This is a genomic window from Vibrio sp. B172a (assembly GCF_030248355.1).
In the GTDB taxonomy this organism is placed as follows: Bacteria; Pseudomonadota; Gammaproteobacteria; order Enterobacterales; family Vibrionaceae; genus Vibrio; species Vibrio owensii.
Genome location: NZ_JAHGAC010000007.1, coordinates 94,555 through 115,475, shown reverse-complemented (window position 1 = coordinate 115,475; position 20,921 = coordinate 94,555). Strand labels below are relative to the sequence as shown.

The window sequence follows — 20,921 nt, the reverse complement described above, 5'->3', positions numbered from 1 at the left end:
TTATTTGATGCTGCCAACGGAAGAGCGTCTGACCAGAATTGGCATGAATAATTTGTGTTCCGTGCGTTCTGTTTCTTCGTTATTGACCAGCTGAAGTGAGAGCTTCACCGCCTCGTTTGCCATGACTTGAATTGGGTAGCGAATGGTCGTGAGGCGAGGGTAAATGTAGCGCGCGATATGACCATCATCGAATCCAATCACTGACATGTCTTCAGGAATACGGATGCCATTTTCTTGCAGCAAGGTCATGCAGCCCGCAGCCATGTAGTCGTTGTAGGTAGCAACAGCAGTGATGGGCGTGTTCTTCGCCATTAGGTTCACCATAGCTTGTTCGCCGCCGGTTTCATCTGGCTCACCGTATTCGATGTATTCTTCACGAATCTTGATGCCATTATCTCGCAAAGCATCAAGGTAACCGTCGCGGCGATCTCTTGCATCTTCTATATCATGGCCTGAGCAGATGTAGCCGATGTGTTCGTGTCCATTGCGAATCAAATGTTCAGTGGCAATGTAAGAGCCTTTGCGGTTATCCAAAGCAATACAGCGTGAAGCGATGTCTGGCACGATACGGTTGATCAGCACCATCCCCGGAATTTCATGAGCGAGCGTGGTTAGCTCGGCATCCGTCATGCCTTTGCTGTGCACGACCAAAGATTCACAGCGACTGTTGATCAGCAAGTTGATCGCGTTGCGCTCTTTCACGGCATCATGATAGCCGCTGCCAATCAGAAGCTGTTTCTCTTGTTCACTAGCTATGGTGTCGATGGCCTTAACCATGGTGCCAAAAAAGGGCGCAGAAACGTCGTTCACCAATACCCCGATCGCATTGGACGATTTACTGACCAGTGCACGCGCATTGGCATTCGGGCGATAGCCCAGTTTCTTCATCGCTTCTTTGACGGCGACAATCGCGGATTCACTGGTGTGTGGGGCGTCATTGATGACGCGAGATGCGGTTGCAATGGATACGCCAGCTTCTTTTGCGACGTCTTTGATGGTAGCCATAGGGAACTCAGGATCTGAAATTTGCTTCATTTAACAATGCACAGCGAATGAACTCAAACACCCAATTGAGAATAGTGGCGGTGTATCAAGGTTTTAAAACAAAAAAGCGTGCTCAGGTGAACACGCTTTTAGTCGAATTGAAGTTGCGCCTTAATCTACCGTGGTTGGCGGGAAGGCTTTACTGCCTAAAACATGGCCATTCACTTCTTTGCCGTAGTACCCTTGGTGGTTGTGGTACTTCGCCGCGTTCGCTTGCAAATCACCTTTGTAGCGAGGGTCTTGTGGTCTTTCGTGGCTATTGATATAAGCCGCGACATCCCATGCATCTTGCTTACTCAATTGAACGCTTTTGCCCAAAGGCATGTTCTCATAGATGAAGTAAGCCGCAGTGTTGATGCGGTGCATACCAGCGCCCCAGTTGTAAGCGTATTCGCCCCACAAAGGTGGAATGTAAGAGCGGCCGTTTTTATCGTGAATACCTTGACCACTTTCGCCATGACAGGCCGCACAGTTGTCGACGTATACTTGCGCGCCACGCTCTGGTGAAGGCTTAAGCTCTGGATTATCTATTTTTGGGTAGCCACGGCCTGCTAGGTTGCCACGTTTCTCCGCAGGCAAAGCGTTAGCGATTTTTTCTGGCAACGGGAAATCTTCCGCCTTACCGCCCGTCAATAATTGTTCAGTGCTGATGGCAGGAACCGGCTCATCTTGCATACCGTATTGGTCCAGCAAGCCTCCCATAGCTAACCAATAGGCATAAGCGCTGAGCGCCTCTAGTTCTTTTGAGTCTTTTGCTGGTGGCTTGCCGTTCATCGAATAGGTGAAACAGCCTTGAATACGGTCGGCGTAACTGTTTACTTTGTCGTTCTTTTTACGATAAGCAGGGTAGGCCATATAAGCAGCCCACAGAGGCGCGGCGTTGGCTTTACGTCCGGCTTCCATGTGGCAATTCACACAGTTTTGCTCGTTACCCACATAACTTCCACGCATTTGCTGTGAGTTCACAAACAGTGAGTAGCCGTATTTTACTTTCTGACCAAATTCGTCGTTTTCGATGGTGCTTAAATCGCGAGGTTTAAGGTACTGTGTGTCAGCGTGCTTTTGTACCGCTGGCAATTCGGTTTGGCGATCTGGCAGTTCATTGTTTGCTGCATCACTGGTGTGTGCAAGGGTAGAGATGCTTGCAAGCAGCAGGGAATAAATCAGTTTCATTTCGACTCCTCATAACGCAAAGAAGCGAAGTAGTAAGACAGGTTTTCGATTTCTTTATCGGTGAGCTTTTTCGCAATGCTGCCCATCATATTGAGCGGATCACCGCTACGTGTGCCGTTCTTCCAAGCATGAAGTTGGTTTTGTAAGTAATCGGCTTGTTGGCTCGCAAGGCGCGGGAATTTGTCTACGCCCATACCACTTGCGCCGTGGCAAGTTGAACAAGCGGGAATGTTTCTATCCCAGTCTCCTTGATAAACCAACTTTCGATAAGGATTACTGATATCCGCTTGATCACCGCGCTGCTCAAGGTCGGTAAATTCCCAAGTCGGCAATTGAGCAAAATATTGCAGAACTTCTGCACGAAGTGTCGGGTCGCTGAGCTCATCGGCCATGCCTTTCATGATGACATTGTGGCGCTTGTCGTTCGAGAACAGCTCGAGCTGACTTTCCATATAGTCGGCATTCAGTCCGGCAAGCATAGGTGCGATACCTGCTTGACCTTTACCGTCGACACCATGGCATCCGGTACAGATCTCACCGTGTTCGGGGAGTGGGGCAGAATAAGCTGCGAAAGAGGCGGCACTCAGGCAAAGCGCAGCCAAAGATAAGTTACGAAACATGCTGACTCACATTTGATTATTATTTGAGCGCATTATTGTGAGTATTGTTATTAGTTGTGGCTATTGTGGAAATCCACATAAATCTTGTGGAGAGGCATTGCGGCTTGCTGCAGAAACAAAAAAGGCTTCCACCCAAAAAGGGAAGAAGCCTAACAAACAAATGGTGGCTGAATCGCTACGCTTTGCGAATCTTCGCAGGCAGAGATTGACGAGCTGCTGCACCCACCACCCAATCCAGCATCACACCTTTACCTTCACGAGTAGGGTCAATCAAACCTACGTCGTTGATGTTGACGCCATCATTGCCGCTGGTTTTCACTGGTTGTTGTTTATCACCAATCCAGTGCGCACGCTGACCTAGCTCTGTGTGGCCAAAGCCATGTTCAAAACCGAGCGTACCTTGGCGAATACCAGACATGACCATTGCAAGCGCTGTGGTGCTGGCTCCTGGAGTTTCAATCACGAAATGATCGCCAGTTTGAATGCCAGCCGCAGCGGCATCTGCTGGATGGATGTAAACAGGGTTAACGCCTTTAATTGAGTTCAAGCGTGGTGACAAATTGGATACCGCGCTGTGAATGTTCGATTTAAAGTTGGTCAGGTTGAATGGCCACTCGGCTTTCGGGTACTGAGTCTCAAGTGGTGTGCCATCTGCGAGCTTTTGTGGATGCCAAGTCGGACAGCCACTGTAGAACTCGCCTGTCATGGTGTTTCTTGCACTGCCAACACGCTCGTTCCAAATCGCAACAGGACGTGTCCACTTGTACTTCATTTGCTCACCTTTGTAGGCTTCTGTGGCGTTTTCAAAACGACCACCGCGAGCAAAAATGTATGCGACGCGCATCATCTCATCTGGTGTTAGTGCTTTTTGCATGCTTGGCAATAGGCGCTCAAGACCAGACCAAGCAATGTCTTCTGCACTCACTTCCGGAACGCCACCTTTCACGTAGGCAAGATTGGCTGCCGAGCGAAGATAGAAGTCTTCAGCAGAGTGAATACCGTGTAAACGACCTTGCGTGTCTTTGATGGCGTTGTCACCAAAGCCGCCTAGCTGCATCTTTTTGGCGATATCAATCAGGAAGTTCTCCAGACAAATACTGCGACCATCGGCGGTTTTTTCTGTGCGCGCTTCCACGATTGGCCAGCGAGCCGTCACTGCTTTCACTGGAACATCATGCCAAGGTGATGCCATGCCCCAGCTTTCGTAAGTGACGGTATCTGGCACAATGTAGTCCGATAGTGCTGTTGTCTCGTTGATAAAGGCATCGACAGAAACAATCAAACCAAGCTGCTTTGGATCTTTTAGCTTGTCTTCAAGCAGCGTTTTTAAACCCGGCACGCCATAGATTGGGTTTGCCATATGGTTGATCCACGCTTTCACTCGATATGGATAACCATCGATCGCCGCCGAGAGATGCTCGGTAAGCAAAGGAGCTGCAAACGGATACCAAGGTGCACGAGTCGGGTAAGGGGATTCTCCCGACTCCACGCGACGTTTGTATTCGCTGGTTTTCTGGTAAGGGAATTTGCTGCGTGAAAGGAACACGCCTTTTGGTCCCACCTTGCCTTCAAACTTAGTGAAGTCGTAGCGAGGGCCAGCGGCAGATGTCGGATAACCACCCGCTTTCGCCATTGCGCCGCCTTTCATGTTGATGTTACCAATCAGAGCATTAAGCATCATGATGGTGAAGGCGTTGTAGAAACCGTTGGTGTGCATGTTGCCGCCGTGAGTATCAACCACCGCTTTAGTGCCATGACTGGTAAAGCGTTTTGCTAGCGCGATGACTTGATCCACAGGGATCTCACATTGCTCGCTGTAGAAGTCCAGATCGTATTTAAACGCTTCTTCTTTCAAACGTTGCAATGATGACTTAACGCGAACGACACCAGACGCCAGCTCTACATCTTGGTCGACAAACAACGATGCTTCACCTGCCTGCTTGTGTACGCTCAACTCGCCGCTTTGCGCATCGACAATCACGTATGGATCAGTCTCTGACAGTGCTTCCCCTTCAAATGGCATGCCCATTTCCGACGCACGTAAGAAGTGCCCGTAGCGTGGGTGGGATTCATCGCTGATCACAAGATGAGTGGCATTACACCAATGTGCCGTGCCCGCTCTTTGCATCGCCGTTGCTCCTGGCTGCGCAAGGAAGGTTTTGTTGTAGCGTTCGTTGGCGATGATCCACTGAATCATGCCAAGAACCAAAGCAGAATCGGTGCCCGGTTTAATTGGCATCCAATGGTTATTATCACCCGCAGCTAGGCTGGATGAACCTGCTGGCAAGCTCGGCGTGATAATGGTGTATTCCAGTTTGCCTTCGGTACGCGCTTTGGCTAACTGACGAGCCTGACGTTTGAACGGGTTACCCGCTTGTGCTGGTGACATGCCAATAAAAATAACGTATTCGGCATTATCGAAGTCTGGCTTTAAGTGGGCGTTCTTATCCAAATCGTTCATGAACGCGCCGCTGCCTGCGCGGAAAGCGTAGCCACAGTAAGAACCATGATGGCCAAAGTTACGCGTACCAAAACTATTAAAAGCAAAACGTTTGAAGATGTCGTCACGGCCTTCGTTACCGGCGTTGGTCATCAACAGTTGGTTAGCCTTCGGGCCGTATTCTGGGTTTTGTGGATCAACAGGCGTCGTTAGGTCACGAATGTCTTTCAAACCTTCAACATGACCTTCGCCAAACAGATCGCCACCGTTGACGACTTCGTCCACCAATTGCTCGTAGCTGATCGGTTCCCAATTGCCTTCACCACGTTTGCCCACACGCTTAAGTGGTTGGGTAATGCGATAAGGGCTATTACGGATTTCCATCATACCGTTACCGCGAGCACACGCTGTAGAACGGCCCTCTAAACCGTTTTCACCCGCCAAGCTCAAGTAAGCGTCCTTGACTGGCGTCTCAAATGGAATGTGCTGCTGATGTGATAGTGGGTGGTATGGGTTGCCCGAAATGCGCAGGATCTCATCGTTACGATTGTCGATACGAACGCGCAAACCACATAGGCTCCAACAACCAAAACACATTGATGGCGCAACACGCTGATTCGGATTCGGGATTAAATTGCCCTTGTCGTTCACCTTGTATTCGGGCTCCAGTGAGTTGCCGTGGTGAATATCACGGGTTTTCTCACCCGCTGTACCGTGAATGGCACCTTCTACCATGTGTTTGGTGGTGGTTGCGTAGCCTGCAGCAAAGGCTCCAAGCCCGCCCACTGCAAGGCCAGATTTCAAAAACTGACGGCGTTTGTTATCCATAATGAAATCCTCTTAGATCAGTGTTGATTTAGGGTTGAAGGTGCCGATTCACGCTTTGGTTGAATCAGTTCGGAACCAAGTAATGCCAGCGCAATCCACAGGCCAAACATGCCGATGATGCCGAGCAGACCATTACTGCCAATCGGCAAGTCATATGGATATGGGCCAACATCGAATTTAGCGATGGTTTGTACTTCCATCATGGTGACCCAACGAACCGTCCACGCTGTGGTCAGTGCCATCCCAGACATGAATAACACTCGAATGAAGTGACGATTAGTATCACGCAGTGTAAACAGTGCAAGCAGCACGCTACCCAGCAGCAAAGACGTTAGTAATGCGATGTGCTGTACCCATAATGGAGAAGCGTAAAGGGATGAGCTGGCATTGTTCGAAGCCCAGATAGGAATCAACAGCAACGATAATGCGCCGCTAATTGCGGTCGTCTGACGCAGTAAACGAGTATCTCCGAAGGTCAGGCGATCCGACTTCGATGGAATCAAAAGCCAAATAAGTAGGGTAAAGCCGACCGCGCCAATAAACGCAGTCACAAACCAAAGCACAGGCGATGCAGGTTGATGCCACAACGAACGAGATTTCACGATCGCAATCTCTGCGCCAGTGTAAAGCGCGATGGTGAGGCCAGATAAGACGGTCACAATCGATGCTGCCATCATTAGCTTACGGCTGGTTTTCCAACGACCTAGCGAGAGCTTCGCAAGAAGCGGAAATACCTTACCCGGTTGGTTTTCAAGGTTGATCAAATCATTACGCAGATATAGCCATGCCGTTGTCACAGCCAAGCCTGAGAAGAGTGGCAAGAACAACGAACCTAATGACATCCAAGACCATGGCGTTAGGTGTGCGTAGAAATGCCAAGCACGTCCCGGTTGGTGGAGATCGCCTGTTAACGCGAGCGGGCCAACGATCGCGCCAATCGCCAGAGTCAGCACCAATGCAGCGCGCAGACGATGGCTGGTGTGAGATTCAAACAACAGCGCGATTAAGAACAAAATAGCCGCCGCATAAGCTGAGCCTATGTAGAAGAAATATTGCACTGCCCACGGAAGCCAAGCGATGGCCTGAGGCTGTACGAGCACTTCGGTTATGTTCATGCTTTTTCTCCTTGTGGATCGTAAATCGCAGGCTGACCTTCAATGTGTTGAGTGAAGCGTTCATTCATGCCGATGTAGAACACGTGAGGTTTGGTACCTTCGTTTGGTTTAAGCACTTTGATGTCGTCTTGGTGCTGGGTCATCAAGCGGCGAACTTCGCTGTTCGGATCGTTGATGTCACCAATCACGCGAGCACCACCGACGCACGTTTCCACACAAGCCGGCAGCAAACCTTCTTCAAGGCGATGTGCGCAGAAAGTACATTTGTCCGCAGTTAGGGTCTCTTCGTTGATGAAGCGCGCATCGTAAGGGCAGGCTTGAACGCAGTAAGCGCATGCTACACAGCGACTGTTATCGACCATCACGATACCGTCTTCTCGTTGGAAGGTGGCTTGCACCGGACAAACGGCCACACACGGCGGGTTATCACAGTGGTTACACAAGCGCGGCAACATGAAAGACTTCACTTCTTCTGTCGCGGTTGAGCCATCATTGAGGGTGACTTCATATTGTTTTACTGTGGTTCGGAACTGGCCAATAGGGGCTTGGTTCTCGATGCTGCAACCGACGGTACAAGCCTGACAGCCAACGCATTTACGCAAATCGACAACCATGGCGTAGCGTTTACCGACTTGGCCTTTGCGGTCGGGTTCGTTGTTGTTTCTGATCACTGTGCCTGCTGTGGCTGTGCCAATTCCAGCGATCGGAATCAGCGCAGCGCCGGCGGTAACGGCACTGAGAAAACGGCGTTTGGTGGAATCCATAACTCACCTGCTAAGATTGATTAGAGCTTGTTTTCATTGTCAGAATTGCAGCCCTTTGCCGATATAGTGGATTTCCACATACCGAGAGCAAAGTTGATCTAAAACAAATGTGGATTCCGCTATGTTGCTGTTATTCTGATGCTTCCCAATACCGAGGATTAAGAAACAATTCATGCTGAAAAAATCGCTACACTTCATTCGCTTATGGATTGTTTTTATCAGTCTTATGCTCGGCTGCCTCACGGTTTCTTTTGCACATGCAGCACCAACGCAGACCTTAGATTCCAGCGCTTTCTCTAAACCGCAAGTCGATGTGGGTGTGCTAGCCATACGCGGCCATTTATATGCGGAGCAGCGTTGGCAACCGACGATTTACTGGCTCAATCAACAGATCCCTGAAGTGCGGTTTGTTCTCCATCCGCTAGATCTCGATGGCATGACCAAAGCAGTCGAAGACCAAAGCATGGACTTCATTCTCACTAACCCCGGACAAGCAGTGCGTTTGGGGCGTCAGTACGCGTTGTCTTGGATAGCGACGTTGACCAGCCAAGCGCCAGAAAACTCCAATTACGGCATTGGATCGGCGCTGGTGGTGCGTTCTGATTCGCATTACTCCACACTCAATGATGTGTCCGGTTTGCCGATTGCAGCGGTGTCAGAGAAAGCCTTTGGTGGTTACCTCACATTACGTTATCAAGTGCTAGAGAAAGGGTTAGATCCGAATGACTTCTTCTCGGACGTGCGCTTTTTGGGTTTCCCAATCGATGCCAACCTCTACCAACTGCGTGACCACAATGTGGAAGCCGCGGTGGTTCCAGCTTGTTTGGTTGAGCAAATGGAAGGTGAAGGGCTATTGGAAGAGGGGCAGCTGCGGGTTTTAAGTCCGCTTAAACTTCCTCAAACCGAGTGTGCAGTGTCGACGCCCCTGTATCCAAACTGGTCCTTTGCGAAAACGGAGCGTGGATCGTCCCAATTAGCCAAGAAGATCAGTCGAGCGTTACTTGCGATGCCTGCCGATAATCCCGCAGCGATTGCAGCCAAAGCATCCGGTTGGACATCGCCAGTCAGCTTGTTGTCGATAGACAAACTCTACCAAGCGATGGACTTGCACCCATTGCAGCAACCTTGGTGGAAAGAGGCGCTACGCTGGCTGCGTTTCCATCAAGAATGGGCGTGGGCGTTGTTTCTGTTTGTGATTGTGTTGAACATTTACCACTTCTGGCTGGAGTATCGTTTCAGTAAGAGTAAACAAGCGCTAGAGAAAACCTTACTGCGTTTAAAAGAGAAGAGCGAAATGCTAGAGCACTCACAACGAGTGGCTATTGTGGGCGAATTAGGCAGCAGTCTTGCGCACGAGATTAACCAACCTTTGGCGGCGATCCGAAACTACAGTGAAGGTGGTTTGTTACGATTAGCTAAGAAGCGTCCTCATGAAGATATCGTGCCAGTATTAGAAAAGATCCAGACGCAAGTAGAACGTGCCGATGCGATCGTTTGTCGCCTTCGAACCTTGATTAAAAAGCGCAGCGTCGACATGGCTGCGTGCGATGTGGAGCAACTGATTTCTGATACGGTTGAGCTGCTGAATTTCCGCTTGCAGAAGCAAAGCATTGAAGTAGTTCGCAGCACCGAAGGACAGCCCCAATGGGTCGAAGCTGATGCCGTAGGTCTGCAGCAAGTGTTGGTGAACGTGATGAACAACTCGATAGATGCTTGTGTGATGTACGCAGAAAATCATCCTAACAGTTACCAAGGCAAAATTGCGCTTCACACGGATTATCAAGCGCAAAGTATGTCGATTCGAGTGTTCGATAACGGTACGGGTTTGGAGCATGAGAACCCAACCGCCGCCTTTGTGAGTACAAAACAGGAAGGGTTAGGTCTGGGCTTGGCGATCTGTCGTGATGTGATGGAGATGCATGGTGGTGATTTCGTTATCCAATCTACTCAGCCACACGGTTGTTTGGTGGTATTAACCTTGCCGTATCAAACCATGAAAACCGCCAATACAAAACGCAACGAAGAAGAGCAAACAAAAAGAAACACAGGAGAAGTGAATGAGTGATAAGCAACTGCCCGTATTTGTGGTCGACGATGATGAGTCGGTGCGAGATTCGTTGGCGTTTATGCTCGAAGAACATGACTTCTCTGTGACGACGTTTGCCGATGGGCAGGCATTTCTCGATGGCGTGGATATCCATCAAGCGGGCTGCGTGATTCTGGATAGCCGAATGCCTAATTTGCGTGGCCAACAAGTGCATCAAATTCTCAATGAAGCCAAAAGTCCATTGGCCGTGATTTACTTAACCGGACATGGCGATGTCCCAATGGCGGTGGATGCGCTGCAAGCTGGCGCGGTGAATTTCTTCCAAAAGCCAGTAAAAGGGGATGAACTGGCACAAGCGATTTTGAAAGGCCAAGTTCAATCTGCGGCGAATTTGGATATTGCGGGCGCGAAAGCGGCGTATGAATCGCTGACGCCAAGAGAGAAAGACATTCTGCGTTTGATCATCGCGGGTAAGCGTAATATTCGCATTGCCGATGAGTTGTGTATTGCGATGCGAACGGTGGAAGTGCATCGCGCAAGTCTGTTGAAAAAGTTTTCAGCGAAAACCGTGGCAGAGCTGGCTTACATCTACGGAAAACTGGCTCAATAAGACAGGCATAAAACTTATGCACAAATAAAAAATCCCCAAGCCGAAACTTGGGGATTAAGCCACACTGACGTGTTTTATGTTTAGGGTATCAATCGATTACTGAGCAGGTTTAAACGTCACTTTGTAAGCGTATTGATTTTCCGTTAACTGGAATTCCTTGTGCACACTTGGGCTCCAAGAGTCATCACCGCCAACGCCCATGTGTTTATGATCTAGGCGCACGTAAATCTTCTCTTCTGCGACCAAATCATTGGTGTGTTTCGCTGCTGCTAAGTGCTGCTGAGCGTACTGACTCACACTGAACTGGAAGTCACCCGAGATTTCTAACTCATTCACCTTCAACCATTGCGTACCACAGCGCAGACCGCTGTCGGTTGGGAAAATGTATGGTGTGTGCATTTGCTCAAGTGTTTGTGTGTGCTGGCCGAAGCGCGCCGCTGCCAAACGGTCTGGGTAGTTTTCAAACGGACCTAAGCCTTGCCATGTGATCGGAGCGTTTTGCTCATTCAACGGCAGTTCAAATTCCAAACCGATGCGTGGCATTGGTGGTAAATCATCAGCCAATTTCACGTCGACAGCCAATGCCATCTCACCGTTATTGCTCAGGGTGTGCGTCCAAGTCGTGATCGCTTGTACTTCACCATTAAAGTGGTAAGCGAACGTCGAAGTCACTTTCACTGCATGCGCCAGAGTTTCACTGTGGCAAGCGACGCATTGGCGTTCCCACTGGCCGATACCCGCCATGTCCCAGCGACACATCCAAGCGTTTGGATCGACGTTGTCGATTTCGCTCACGCCGATGTCGTTATCCAGTGGTGCACGGAAGAAGTTATCTTGTGGTGCTGCAAGCATTTGTACTTCACCATCGACACGCCAATCGGTCATCAAGCCAGTTTGGCTGTCCCAACGCCATTGATGTTTTTCATCCAAACTAGACACCAAAACGGTGTTGTCTTGCTGCGTTAACATTGGCGCTGGTTGCGTTTCCAATGTAGGTAGAACAAGGCCTGCTGTATTACGTAGTGACATTTGCTCAGAGGCGACGACGTGTTCTGCGTCTGCCCAAGGTGTTGTAGCAATCAGAGTAATGTCGGTATTTAAGTGGTATTGCGCTTCCGCTTTTGGTGTGAAATTAAGGGCAATCTCAATATGTGCTTGGCTGTCCGCGTCTACATTAAGCGTGAGCGAACCCGTTTGGATAACTTTGCCATCTTCCAACAGAGACCAGTTCAATTGCTCGTTATCGGTCGCTCGGAACAAGTTCTCGTTAGTCACCAATAGTGTACAAGCGTCTTTGGTTTGTTCTTGCAGTGATACGGTGATCATACGTTGGCAGTATTTTGCTTCTTCCAACGTTGGATGAACCGTACGATCTGGGAAGATCAAACCATTGATGCAGAACTGACGGTCATTGATTTCATCACCAAAGTCGCCACCGTAAGCCCAGAAATGTTGACCGTTTTCGTCCCATTGGCTCAAGCCTTGATCGACCCAATCCCAAATAAAGCCACCTTGTAGGCGAGGGTAATCGCGGAACGCATCCCAGTAATCATTAAAGCTACCCAGACTGTTGCCCATCGCGTGTGCGTATTCACACAAGATCAAAGGGCGAGTTTCGTTAGGTAACGACACCCATTTCTTGATTGCCCATTTAGGCACGGCTTCGTCTTCGATGACCGTGTTCACGCGCGCGTACATTGGCGCAATGATGTCGGTTGCCGTGGTGTTTGAACCGCCGCCTTCGTATTGTACTGGGCGAGACGGGTCGTAGTTTTTAGACCAAGCGTACATGGCATTGTGGTTGCTGCCGTGACCGGATTCGTTACCTAAAGACCAGATAATGATCGAAGGATGGTTCTTATCGCGCATCACCATTTGGGTGTAGCGGCTCATGTAAGCGTGCGCCCATTGAGGATCGCTCGATAGGCGGTTCATTGGCTGCATGCCATGAGTTTCGATGTTCGCTTCATCGCACACGTACAAGCCGTATTGATCACACAATTCGTACCAACGAGGGTGGTTCGGGTAGTGCGCTGTGCGTACCGCGTTGAAGTTGTATTGTTTCATCAAGCAGATGTCGCGGATCATGTCTTCTTCCGTCATCACATGACCAAGCTCTGGGTGATGTTCGTGACGGTTCACGCCGCGGATCAACAAAGGCTTACCGTTTAGCTTCAATTGGCCATCGGTGATTTCGACTTTACGGAAGCCCACAGGGTACGCTTCGCTTTCTAAGTGCGTGCCATTTTCATCCAACAGTGAAACAACTAAGCGGTAAAGGTTCGGTGTTTCCGCCGTCCATTTCTTTGGCTCGCGTACGTGCAATGTTTGGAATACTACGTCATCCCACGTGCCACGTTCGTCAATGCGACGGTTGTGCGGATGGTCGATGCAAGGCTCTGTCACGGCTTGTTCGCCATCAAACAGCTGCACTTGAACTTGGTAGGTGTCCGGCGCAGAAATCGAAGTCACAACCGAAAGTGAACCATCGCGGTAACACGCGTCTAAATCCGGTGTGATGAACACATCTTCAATGCAGTGTTGTGGTTTGGATAGCAAAGTCACGTCGCGGAAGATACCACTTAGCCACCACATATCTTGGTCTTCTAGGTAGCTGCCATCACTCCAACGAATCACCATGACGGCTAGGCTGTTGTCACCCGCAACAAGGTAAGGCGTTAGATCGAATTCAGAAGGCAGGCGGCTATCTTGACTGTAGCCAACCCAAGTGCCGTTACACCAAAGGTGGAAAGCCGAGTTCACGCCATCAAAGATAATGCGCTGCGTATTGGCTAAGTCTTCTGCTGAAAGTGACACGGTAGTGCGGTAGCAACCCGTTGGGTTATCACTTGGTACAAACGGCGGGTTTACTTCGAATGGGTATTTCACGTTGGCGTAGATAGGCTTGTCGTAACCTTGCATTTGCCAGTTTGAAGGGACAGTAATCTCATCCCAGTCTTTGTCATTGAATTGTGACTCGATGAACTCGCCGTCAACTTGCTCTGGCGCATCAAACAGTTTGAATTTCCATTGTCCGTTCAGCGATTGACGCTGGGCTTGAATACCGTCGCGGGCATGGTCAATATCGCGGAAACTGGAAAGAGGGCTGTGAGCCTTAAGACAGTGAATGTTCACTGATTGCGGGTTTTCCCAGTCGCGTCTTTGGAGAATTTCTGAAAATGCCTTCATGGTTTTCCTACTTAACTTTTTGTTTCTAATCTTGTTTCGCTACGGAGTTTGAGCCCGTAGCGAGAGTGTCTTTGTTCTTGTTGTGAAGCGTTATTTTGCTAATTGCTTCACGAGATAATCTTTTGCTTGGGTAAAGCCTTGCTCAGCTGCTTGGTTAGCAATCGCCGCAGCTTGTTTTACGTCGTTGTCTTTGAGCGCTGCATCGATTTGAGATTGGTACAACGTCCATTCATCTTGTGCTTCAGGCGATGCGGCAGGGGTTAACTCTGCTTTTGCGGTGTCCTTGGTTTGTGTACCCAATTCCGCCAAAAGCGTTAATACCGCGTTGTTGTCAGAGGCACTCGCCGTAACATCAATAACGCCAAAAGGTTGGAACTGCGCTGTGAGCGGAAGCTGTTTACTACCAATGACGTTTTGTGTTTCTGCGTAAACTTCTTCTGGGTGCTTGCGAGTCAATTCGGTGCCAAGCAGTGTCGAATCTGAAGCGATGACCACGTATTTCGCGCCTTTAAGTTGTGGGTTCACTGTGATCACTTGTTCAACACGCTCTAAACCGCGCATGCCCGTTGTGTGGTAGTTAAAGTCTTTTGCTGAGTAATCGGATAGAAGCTGCCATTTCGCGTCATAAATAAGAACGTTCACAGCAAATAACGCATTGTTATCAACATAAGAGCGAACAAGTAGCGAGAATGGCGCGTCAGAAGTGATTTGATAGCTCATCACTGGGAGCGGTTTGGATGAAGCTGAATCTGAAGAAAGTAAAACCGCACTGCTAACACTTGGCAGATTTGCATCCATAACCACTTGCTGGTGGAAAGGAATCGATAGGGCGGTCAGAGGCAAAGCATCTAACGTTGAGCAACATTGTGGTTGGCTCAAATCAATATTAAAGGTTTGCTCTGGTAATCCACTGCACGCGCCAAGAGACAGAGCCATGAATAGAGTTGCTAGCGGTTTTAGTTTCATCTGCGTTGTCCTTTGTGGGGTGAGCGTATTACTCACCCCGTTGGGTTCATAAATAGTAGCGGGTTTGGATTACCACCATGTTTCGACGTTAAAGCCGAAGGTGATTTCGTCGACGTTTTGTCCACCAGTGCTGCGAGCATGGCCGTAGACTTCGCCGCCACGGTTCCACTCATCGGTTTTCTCTGAGTAGGTTGCGAACAAGCGCAGTGATGGACGAGCCCAAACGCCTTTGCCTGCTTGGAACATTTGCGCCACCGTTACTTTGTACATGTCGTTGGTGCCAGCGCCGTTTTGTGCTTCTACTGATTCGTAGCCAACTTCAAGTGCGGTTGCCATGTATTCTGTCCAGCTGTACTGAGGACGAGCGCCCACGCTGAACCATTTCTCACCTTCGTTGTTATCCAGGTTTTTGTCTTGGTAAGCGATGGAGTACATCACTTGGAACTCTTCATTCACGTTGAGATCGCCGGAGTTGAAAATACGCCAGCTGTAACCATCGTGTTCAACGCCTGTGTTGTATTTACGGTTTGAGCCGCCTTCAGCACTCATCAAGCCGCCCGCAAGCGCATCCGTACCGTATTGGAAAGCGAATGTGTTTGAACCATAGTTCCAAGCTTGACGGTAAAGTGCAGAAAGCATGGCGCCAGAAGTGGTGATATCACTTTCGTCATAACTAGAGTTTTGTGTGAACACGTAGTTCAAACCGACCGTAAGATCTGCACTGTCGCTCAGTTCAATGCCGCTCAAACGTGCGTCGATGTTGTGTAAGCTGCGGCCATCTGCGCTAGAGTTTGGCGCCATCCATGCGATGTGGCCTTTAGCAAAGCCAAGATCCCAGTTTTCAATACCGATACCTGTGCTCGATGTGTCCCAGTATTTAATGTCGATCATGTGCACTTCATGACGGCGGTAGAAACGTTCGCCCGCCCAAACGGTGGCATCCGCTTGGCCTTCAAACAGACCATGACCTGCTGACCACATTTGGATCAAGCTAACGTCACCCCAGCTTTCGCCACTACCGAGGTAAAGTGTGGTATCAAAGTACGCGTCGCCTTGTTGCCAAACGTCGGCTTTGAGGCCTGCTTCCCACCAGTTCAGTTCGTTACCCAAACGGTAGTTACCGTAACCTTGACCAGCACGAATCACATCGTTGCGTTCGCCTTTGCCACCATTGTGTTCATCGTTATCGGTGTAAATGTTGCCCCACTTGGCGTAGCCGAAGTAAGTGATGTTCTCCACTGCAGCCATACCAGCAAGCGGTGCTAGGGCGAGGGTTAACCCAAGCGCTCTTACAAGCGTCTTTTGTTTCATGAAGTGTCTCCATTCTATTTTTATGGATTTATTTTTTATTGGTTTGAGTCCTAACTCGCTGCGCAGTGTAAATAAACTCTGGAAACGTTTTCATGATGAGGTTGGCATTTTTGTCGTAATGAGGGGTTTATTACTGTTTTGTGTGATTTTGATCTCTTAAATTGAGATTCTAAGCACGATTTTAGATTGATTTCTGACCGTATGGGTTGGAATCGTTTACTTTGGTTGGGCTGTGTTTGGGTTTGGATAATGGGGTCGATGTTATTTAAGGTTATGATTTAAATCGGATTTTTCTAAGAAAAGGAAGTTATTAGGAAGAAGAGGAAAGAGAGCCCAATTGAAATCAACTGGGCATGTGAGACAAGGAAGCATATACAACAAGTGGTTCGCGGGCGCACTGCACACGAGCATTTGCGGTATCGTCAAACTGGGATTTTGAGTTAGGACCCAAGAGAGACACTTCATAAAGAATCTCGAAGCCTCAAGAATACGGTTGTCGGTTAACCACTTCAAGAGGTGAGGAGTTCAACTGAGCGGTCTGTAACCTTATTTATGGTTTTGTTGTTGTAAGGTAATGAATTAAATAACGAAAAATTCTTTATAAATCAGTTTGGTATTCGACTTTACGTGCAGTGCTTTAAAGAACTCAGTCACCAAAGAATCTGAGGTTTTTGGAGCTGATCGCTGCGTAATATAAGAAGGAATAAGGCGTAGCGGGCGATGGCACAAGTTTGAAAAATTAACTGTAAACGTTTCCATGATTTTGGTGTGGCTCACAGATTCTTTTGTTTTTTTCATTATGATGCAGCGTAATTTCCAGTTTCAAGGTAAGACAAGATGACGGACAAAACACTGATTGAGCTAACCGGTCAGCAAACTCAATTGATTGTAGAGTTGGGCGAATATGCAGAGATTCTGCATTGGGGACAAAAAGTGAGTGGTGACCTTAGTGGTTTCCGCATGGCTTTACATCGTCCCGTGCCATACGGTCGTTTGGACAGCGACGTATCCATGACTCTACACCCAGAGCTTGGTCGTGGCGTTTTCAGCAGCCCTGGTGTGGAAGGGCATCGCGATGGTCAAGATTGGGCTCCAGTGTTTGTCATCTCCCATATTGAACAACAGCAAGACAGTATTGTGATTGAGAGCGAAGATGCAATCGCAGGTCTTCGTTTACAAACTGAGCTTAAGCTTGATAGCAACGATGTGGTGAAAACGCGTCATACGCTCACCAACAAAAAAGCAGGCGTTTATCATGTGAACCGTCTTGCCAATACGTTGCCTTTGCCAGCTCGTGCGAATGAGTTGATGACTTACTACGGCCGTTGGGTTCATGAGTTCCAAACGGTGCGCCAGCCATTGCTGCAAGGCGGCTACCAACAAGAAAACCGTCGTGGACGTACTTCTCATGAGCATTATCCTGCGCTTGTTGCCGGTACGACTCACTTTGATGAAATGAATGGCGATGTGTGGGGCTTCCATTTCGCATGGAGTGGTAACCACAGATTGCGTGTAGACGTGAAAGCTGATGGCCGCCGTTACATGCAAGCTGAAGTCATTTACCTGCCTGGTGAAGTAGCGCTAAAAGAAGGTGAGAGCATTACAACGCCTTGGTTGTACGCGAGCCACAGTAATTGTGGTTTGAATGGTATGAGTCATCACTTCCACTCTCATGTACGCGAAACGATTTTGCCGAGTGATTTCACGGACAAACCTCGCCCAATCCACCTCAACACGTGGGAAGGCATCTACTTCGACCACGATCCAGAATACATCATGTCGATGGCAACTCAGTCGGCAGAGATGGGTGTAGAACGCTTTATCATTGATGATGGCTGGTTCAAAGGGCGTAACGGTGACAAAGCAGGGCTAGGGGATTGGTTCCTGTGTGAAGCTAAGTACCCAAATGGCTTGCACCCGATTGTGGAACACGTAAACAAATTGGGCATGGAATTTGGTTTGTGGTTTGAGCCGGAGATGATCAACAAAGATTCCGAATTGTTCCGTACGCATCCTGATTGGTTATTGGCTGTAAACGGTTACGATCAGCCAACCGGTCGCAACCAATATGTTATTAACCTACAAAACGATGAGGCTTTTAACTTCTTGTTTGAGCGATTGGATCATTTCCTCTCGACTTACAACATTGCTTACATCAAGTGGGATATGAACCGTGAAGTCGTTCAGCCTGCGCACTTAGGTCAGGCTGCGGCGCACAATCAAACCCAACGCTACTATCAGTTAGTCGATAAAGTTCGTGAAAAGCACCCGAAAGTCGAGATTGAATCTTGTGCAGCTGGTGGCGGTCGTATTGATTTTGAGGTTCTGAAACGCACGCATCGCTTCTGGGCTTCAGACAATAACGACGCACTTGAGCGTCAAACCATTCAACGCGGTATGAGCTACTTCTTCCCGCCAGAAGTGATGGGCAGCCATATTGGTGCTAGCCACTGTCATAGTACGCGCCGCCGCCATAGTATTGAGTTCCGCGGGCTTACGGCACTGTTCGGTCATATGGGGATTGAGCTTGACCCAGTGAAAGAAGAACAAGCGGAAAAAGAAGGCTTTGAGCGCTACATCAAGCTGCACAAGATGCTGCGCCCATTGCTACACAGCGGCAGAACTTGGCGAATCCCAACGGACGATAAAGCGCATCAAATTCATGCGGTTGTTTCAAACGATCAATCGGAAGCCGTGGTGATGATCGCTCAGCTCGCGATGCCAACGAACTCTTTAAGTGGGCATTTGCGCGTACCGGGCTTGGATCCACAAGCAACATATCGAGTGACGGTACTGGACAAACCGTCTAACTACGATGACATCGTGAATTACCAACCGCCTTGGACTGAATCCGGTTGTGAGCTATCTGGCGCATGGTGTGAAGAGGTTGGCTTAACCATGCCAATCCTCGATGCGGAAAGTGCCATGCTGGTGAAGTTCGAACGTATTCACTAAGCCATATCTATTTAGAACCTTGCCTATTTAGAATCATAGCTATTTAGACGATTTCATCGTTTCTCATTGGTTTTCTATCGCCGTACAAACATCAGGTTTGTACGGCTTTTTGCGTTGGTTTTAAATGAACGTTTTGAAATCGTTCTCATGCTTAATGAGCGTAAAGTGTTGATAAAATGGCGTAAATAACACGATCTCCTCGCATTAATAGGTCTAAATATTGTTCGATGTCTCATTTTGAAAACTTGCCTGTAAACGTTTCCATAAAGCGGTTTTTGATCACAGTAAGGCATTCAGTGTGTGAGTAGCATTAGCATCGAAATATAAATAAAAGACGTCGACGTTATGAATTCTAGTTAGGGGAATGAATAGCAGTACGACACTAAGGAACTATTATGTCTGATAAAATTACGCTACAAACCAAGCTGTCCTACGGTCTTGGCGCACTCGGTAAAGACTTTGCCTGTGCACCTATCTACATCTTCTTAATGTTCTACTTCACTGACGTAGCCGGCTTGTCTGCTGCTTTCGTTGGTACCATCTTCTTAGCCGCTCGTATTATTGATGCGATTACTGACCCAATGATGGGTGTGATCGTAGACAACACGCGCTCAAAATTCGGTAAATTCCGTCCTTGGATTGTGATTGGTACGTTATTAAACGCAGTAGTACTGGTTGGCCTTTTCAGTACTCACATGTTTGAAGGTACTACGCTTTACATCTACGCAGCAGCGGCATACATCCTTTGGGGTCTAACGTACACCATTATGGATATTCCTTACTGGTCAATGATTCCAGCGCTATCAAGCTCTCGCCAAGAACGTGAAAAGCTGGTGGTATGGCCACGTCTGTTCGCGAGCCTTGCATGGTTCATTACTGGTACTTACGGTCTGCACATCGTGGGCGAGCTAGGTAACGGCAACCAAGGCGACGGTTTCTTCAATGTTGCGATGCTGATTGCGGTTCTGTTTGTAATGAGCGCATTCTTGATTGCTCGTAACGTAAAAGAGAAAGCAGCACCAGCTAACGCAAAACCAGCAGAGAAATTCAGCTTCAAAGACGTTTTGACTATCATCGGTAAAAACGACCAGCTTAAAGCGCTAATCGGCACGGTTCTCTCTTTCCAAATTGCGAACCTATTGGTTGGTGGCTTTGCGATTTACTACTTCTCTTACGCACTGGGTAACGCAGAGCTATTCCCGGTTTACATGGCGGTAGCAGGTGCAGCAGAAGTGGCGGGCGTGTTCTTGTTCCCTCGTATTGCTTCTCTACTACCACGTAAGCTTCTATGGCCTATCGCTTGTGGCTTCCCAATTCTATCTTGTGTACTTCTACTATTGATGGGCTTCATCGCTCCAGCAAATGCGCTAATGATTGGTATGGCGGGTGCGGCAATTAAATTCGGTGTGGGTATCGCGAACGCGCTGCAAACCGTAATGCTGGCTGATGTTGTGGACTACGGTGAGCACAAAACAGGTCGTCGTAGCGAGAGCGTTATCTTCTCAGTACAAACCATGCTTGTGAAATTCGCAGGCGCAGCAGGTGGCTTCATCGTGGGTGTTGGTCTGTCTGTTGTGGGTTACGTACCAAACGTAGAGCAATCAGCAAGCACCATTATGGGCCTAGAATTTATGATGATTGGTCTACCTGCAATCATGATGACCATCAGTGGCGTGATTTACCAACGTTACTACCATCTACACGAAGGCTTCAACAAAGAAGAAGCTGAGCAACAAACTCAAGTTGAAAGCGTACCAGCACAAGCGTAATCGTTACGTTTTCACTTAAGTACCCCAACTCAATTTAGTCACTAAGATAAAGCGCCTCCAGATGGAGGCGTTTTTGTTTGCTTCGATAAA

General features: G+C 48.7%; 13 protein-coding genes. 4 read left to right on the top strand and 9 right to left on the bottom strand.

The window, feature by feature from the left end; all coding sequences use genetic code 11:
* The 6 genes from KIT90_RS08480 to dsrO all read right to left on the bottom strand — a co-directional run bounded on the left by KIT90_RS08480 (nt 1) and on the right by dsrO (nt 7,984).
* Nucleotides 1-1,005, bottom strand: coding sequence for a substrate-binding domain-containing protein (locus KIT90_RS08480; protein WP_039984366.1), 1,005 nt, complete (start codon nt 1,003-1,005; stop codon nt 1-3).
* Between the two features lie 150 nt (nt 1,006-1,155).
* Nucleotides 1,156-2,217, bottom strand: a complete 1,062-nt coding sequence (locus KIT90_RS08475; RefSeq protein ID WP_285376244.1) for a c-type cytochrome — start codon at nt 2,215-2,217, stop codon at nt 1,156-1,158.
* Nucleotides 2,214-2,837 (bottom strand): c-type cytochrome, encoded by a 624-nt coding sequence (locus tag KIT90_RS08470; protein WP_045405752.1) that lies wholly within the window; start codon nt 2,835-2,837, stop codon nt 2,214-2,216. Before KIT90_RS08470 ends, KIT90_RS08475 begins: the two co-directional genes overlap by 4 nt.
* A gap of 175 nt (nt 2,838-3,012) precedes the next feature.
* Complete coding sequence (locus tag KIT90_RS08465; protein ID WP_285376241.1) at nt 3,013-6,105, bottom strand: tetrathionate reductase subunit A; 3,093 nt, start codon at nt 6,103-6,105, stop codon at nt 3,013-3,015.
* A 17-nt stretch (nt 6,106-6,122) separates the two neighbouring features.
* Nucleotides 6,123-7,220, bottom strand: a complete 1,098-nt coding sequence (gene nrfD, locus KIT90_RS08460) for an NrfD/PsrC family molybdoenzyme membrane anchor subunit (RefSeq protein ID WP_285376239.1) — start codon at nt 7,218-7,220, stop codon at nt 6,123-6,125.
* A complete protein-coding gene (gene dsrO / locus KIT90_RS08455; RefSeq protein ID WP_285376237.1) occupies nt 7,217-7,984 on the bottom strand; it encodes a sulfate reduction electron transfer complex DsrMKJOP subunit DsrO in 768 nt (255 codons plus the stop codon). The genes nrfD and dsrO overlap by 4 nt, the downstream gene beginning before the upstream one ends.
* A 172-nt stretch (nt 7,985-8,156) precedes the next feature.
* On the opposite strand from dsrO, the gene KIT90_RS08450 reads away from it, so the two are divergent.
* On the top strand, nt 8,157-10,049 hold the full coding sequence (locus tag KIT90_RS08450) for a sensor histidine kinase (protein WP_285376236.1): 1,893 nt from the start codon (nt 8,157-8,159) through the stop codon (nt 10,047-10,049).
* Nucleotides 10,042-10,641 carry a response regulator transcription factor gene (locus KIT90_RS08445; protein WP_005438923.1) on the top strand — a complete coding sequence of 200 codons (600 nt, stop codon included), beginning with the start codon at nt 10,042-10,044 and terminating at the stop codon, nt 10,639-10,641. The genes KIT90_RS08450 and KIT90_RS08445 overlap by 8 nt, the downstream gene beginning before the upstream one ends.
* A 96-nt stretch (nt 10,642-10,737) precedes the next feature.
* Here the strand turns inward: KIT90_RS08445 and KIT90_RS08440 are convergent, their stop codons facing one another.
* The 3 genes from KIT90_RS08440 to KIT90_RS08430 all read right to left on the bottom strand — a co-directional run bounded on the left by KIT90_RS08440 (nt 10,738) and on the right by KIT90_RS08430 (nt 16,107).
* Nucleotides 10,738-13,830, bottom strand: coding sequence for a beta-galactosidase (locus KIT90_RS08440; protein ID WP_285376233.1), 3,093 nt, complete (start codon nt 13,828-13,830; stop codon nt 10,738-10,740).
* 90 nt (nt 13,831-13,920) lie between these two features.
* The gene (locus tag KIT90_RS08435; protein ID WP_285376231.1) at nt 13,921-14,796 is read right to left on the bottom strand and encodes a MalM family protein; all 876 of its coding nucleotides are present in this window, start codon (nt 14,794-14,796) and stop codon (nt 13,921-13,923) included.
* A gap of 69 nt (nt 14,797-14,865) precedes the next feature.
* Nucleotides 14,866-16,107 (bottom strand): carbohydrate porin, encoded by a 1,242-nt coding sequence (locus KIT90_RS08430; protein ID WP_285376229.1) that lies wholly within the window; start codon nt 16,105-16,107, stop codon nt 14,866-14,868.
* Nucleotides 16,108-16,944: 837 nt separating this feature from the next.
* Between KIT90_RS08430 and KIT90_RS08425 the strand changes: the two genes are divergently transcribed.
* Nucleotides 16,945-19,062, top strand: a complete 2,118-nt coding sequence (locus KIT90_RS08425) for an alpha-galactosidase (protein ID WP_285376228.1) — start codon at nt 16,945-16,947, stop codon at nt 19,060-19,062.
* Nucleotides 19,063-19,457: 395 nt separating this feature from the next.
* Nucleotides 19,458-20,831, top strand: a complete 1,374-nt coding sequence (gene melB, locus KIT90_RS08420) for a melibiose:sodium transporter MelB (RefSeq protein ID WP_005438913.1) — start codon at nt 19,458-19,460, stop codon at nt 20,829-20,831.
* The last annotated feature ends 90 nt before the right edge of the window (nt 20,832-20,921 follow it).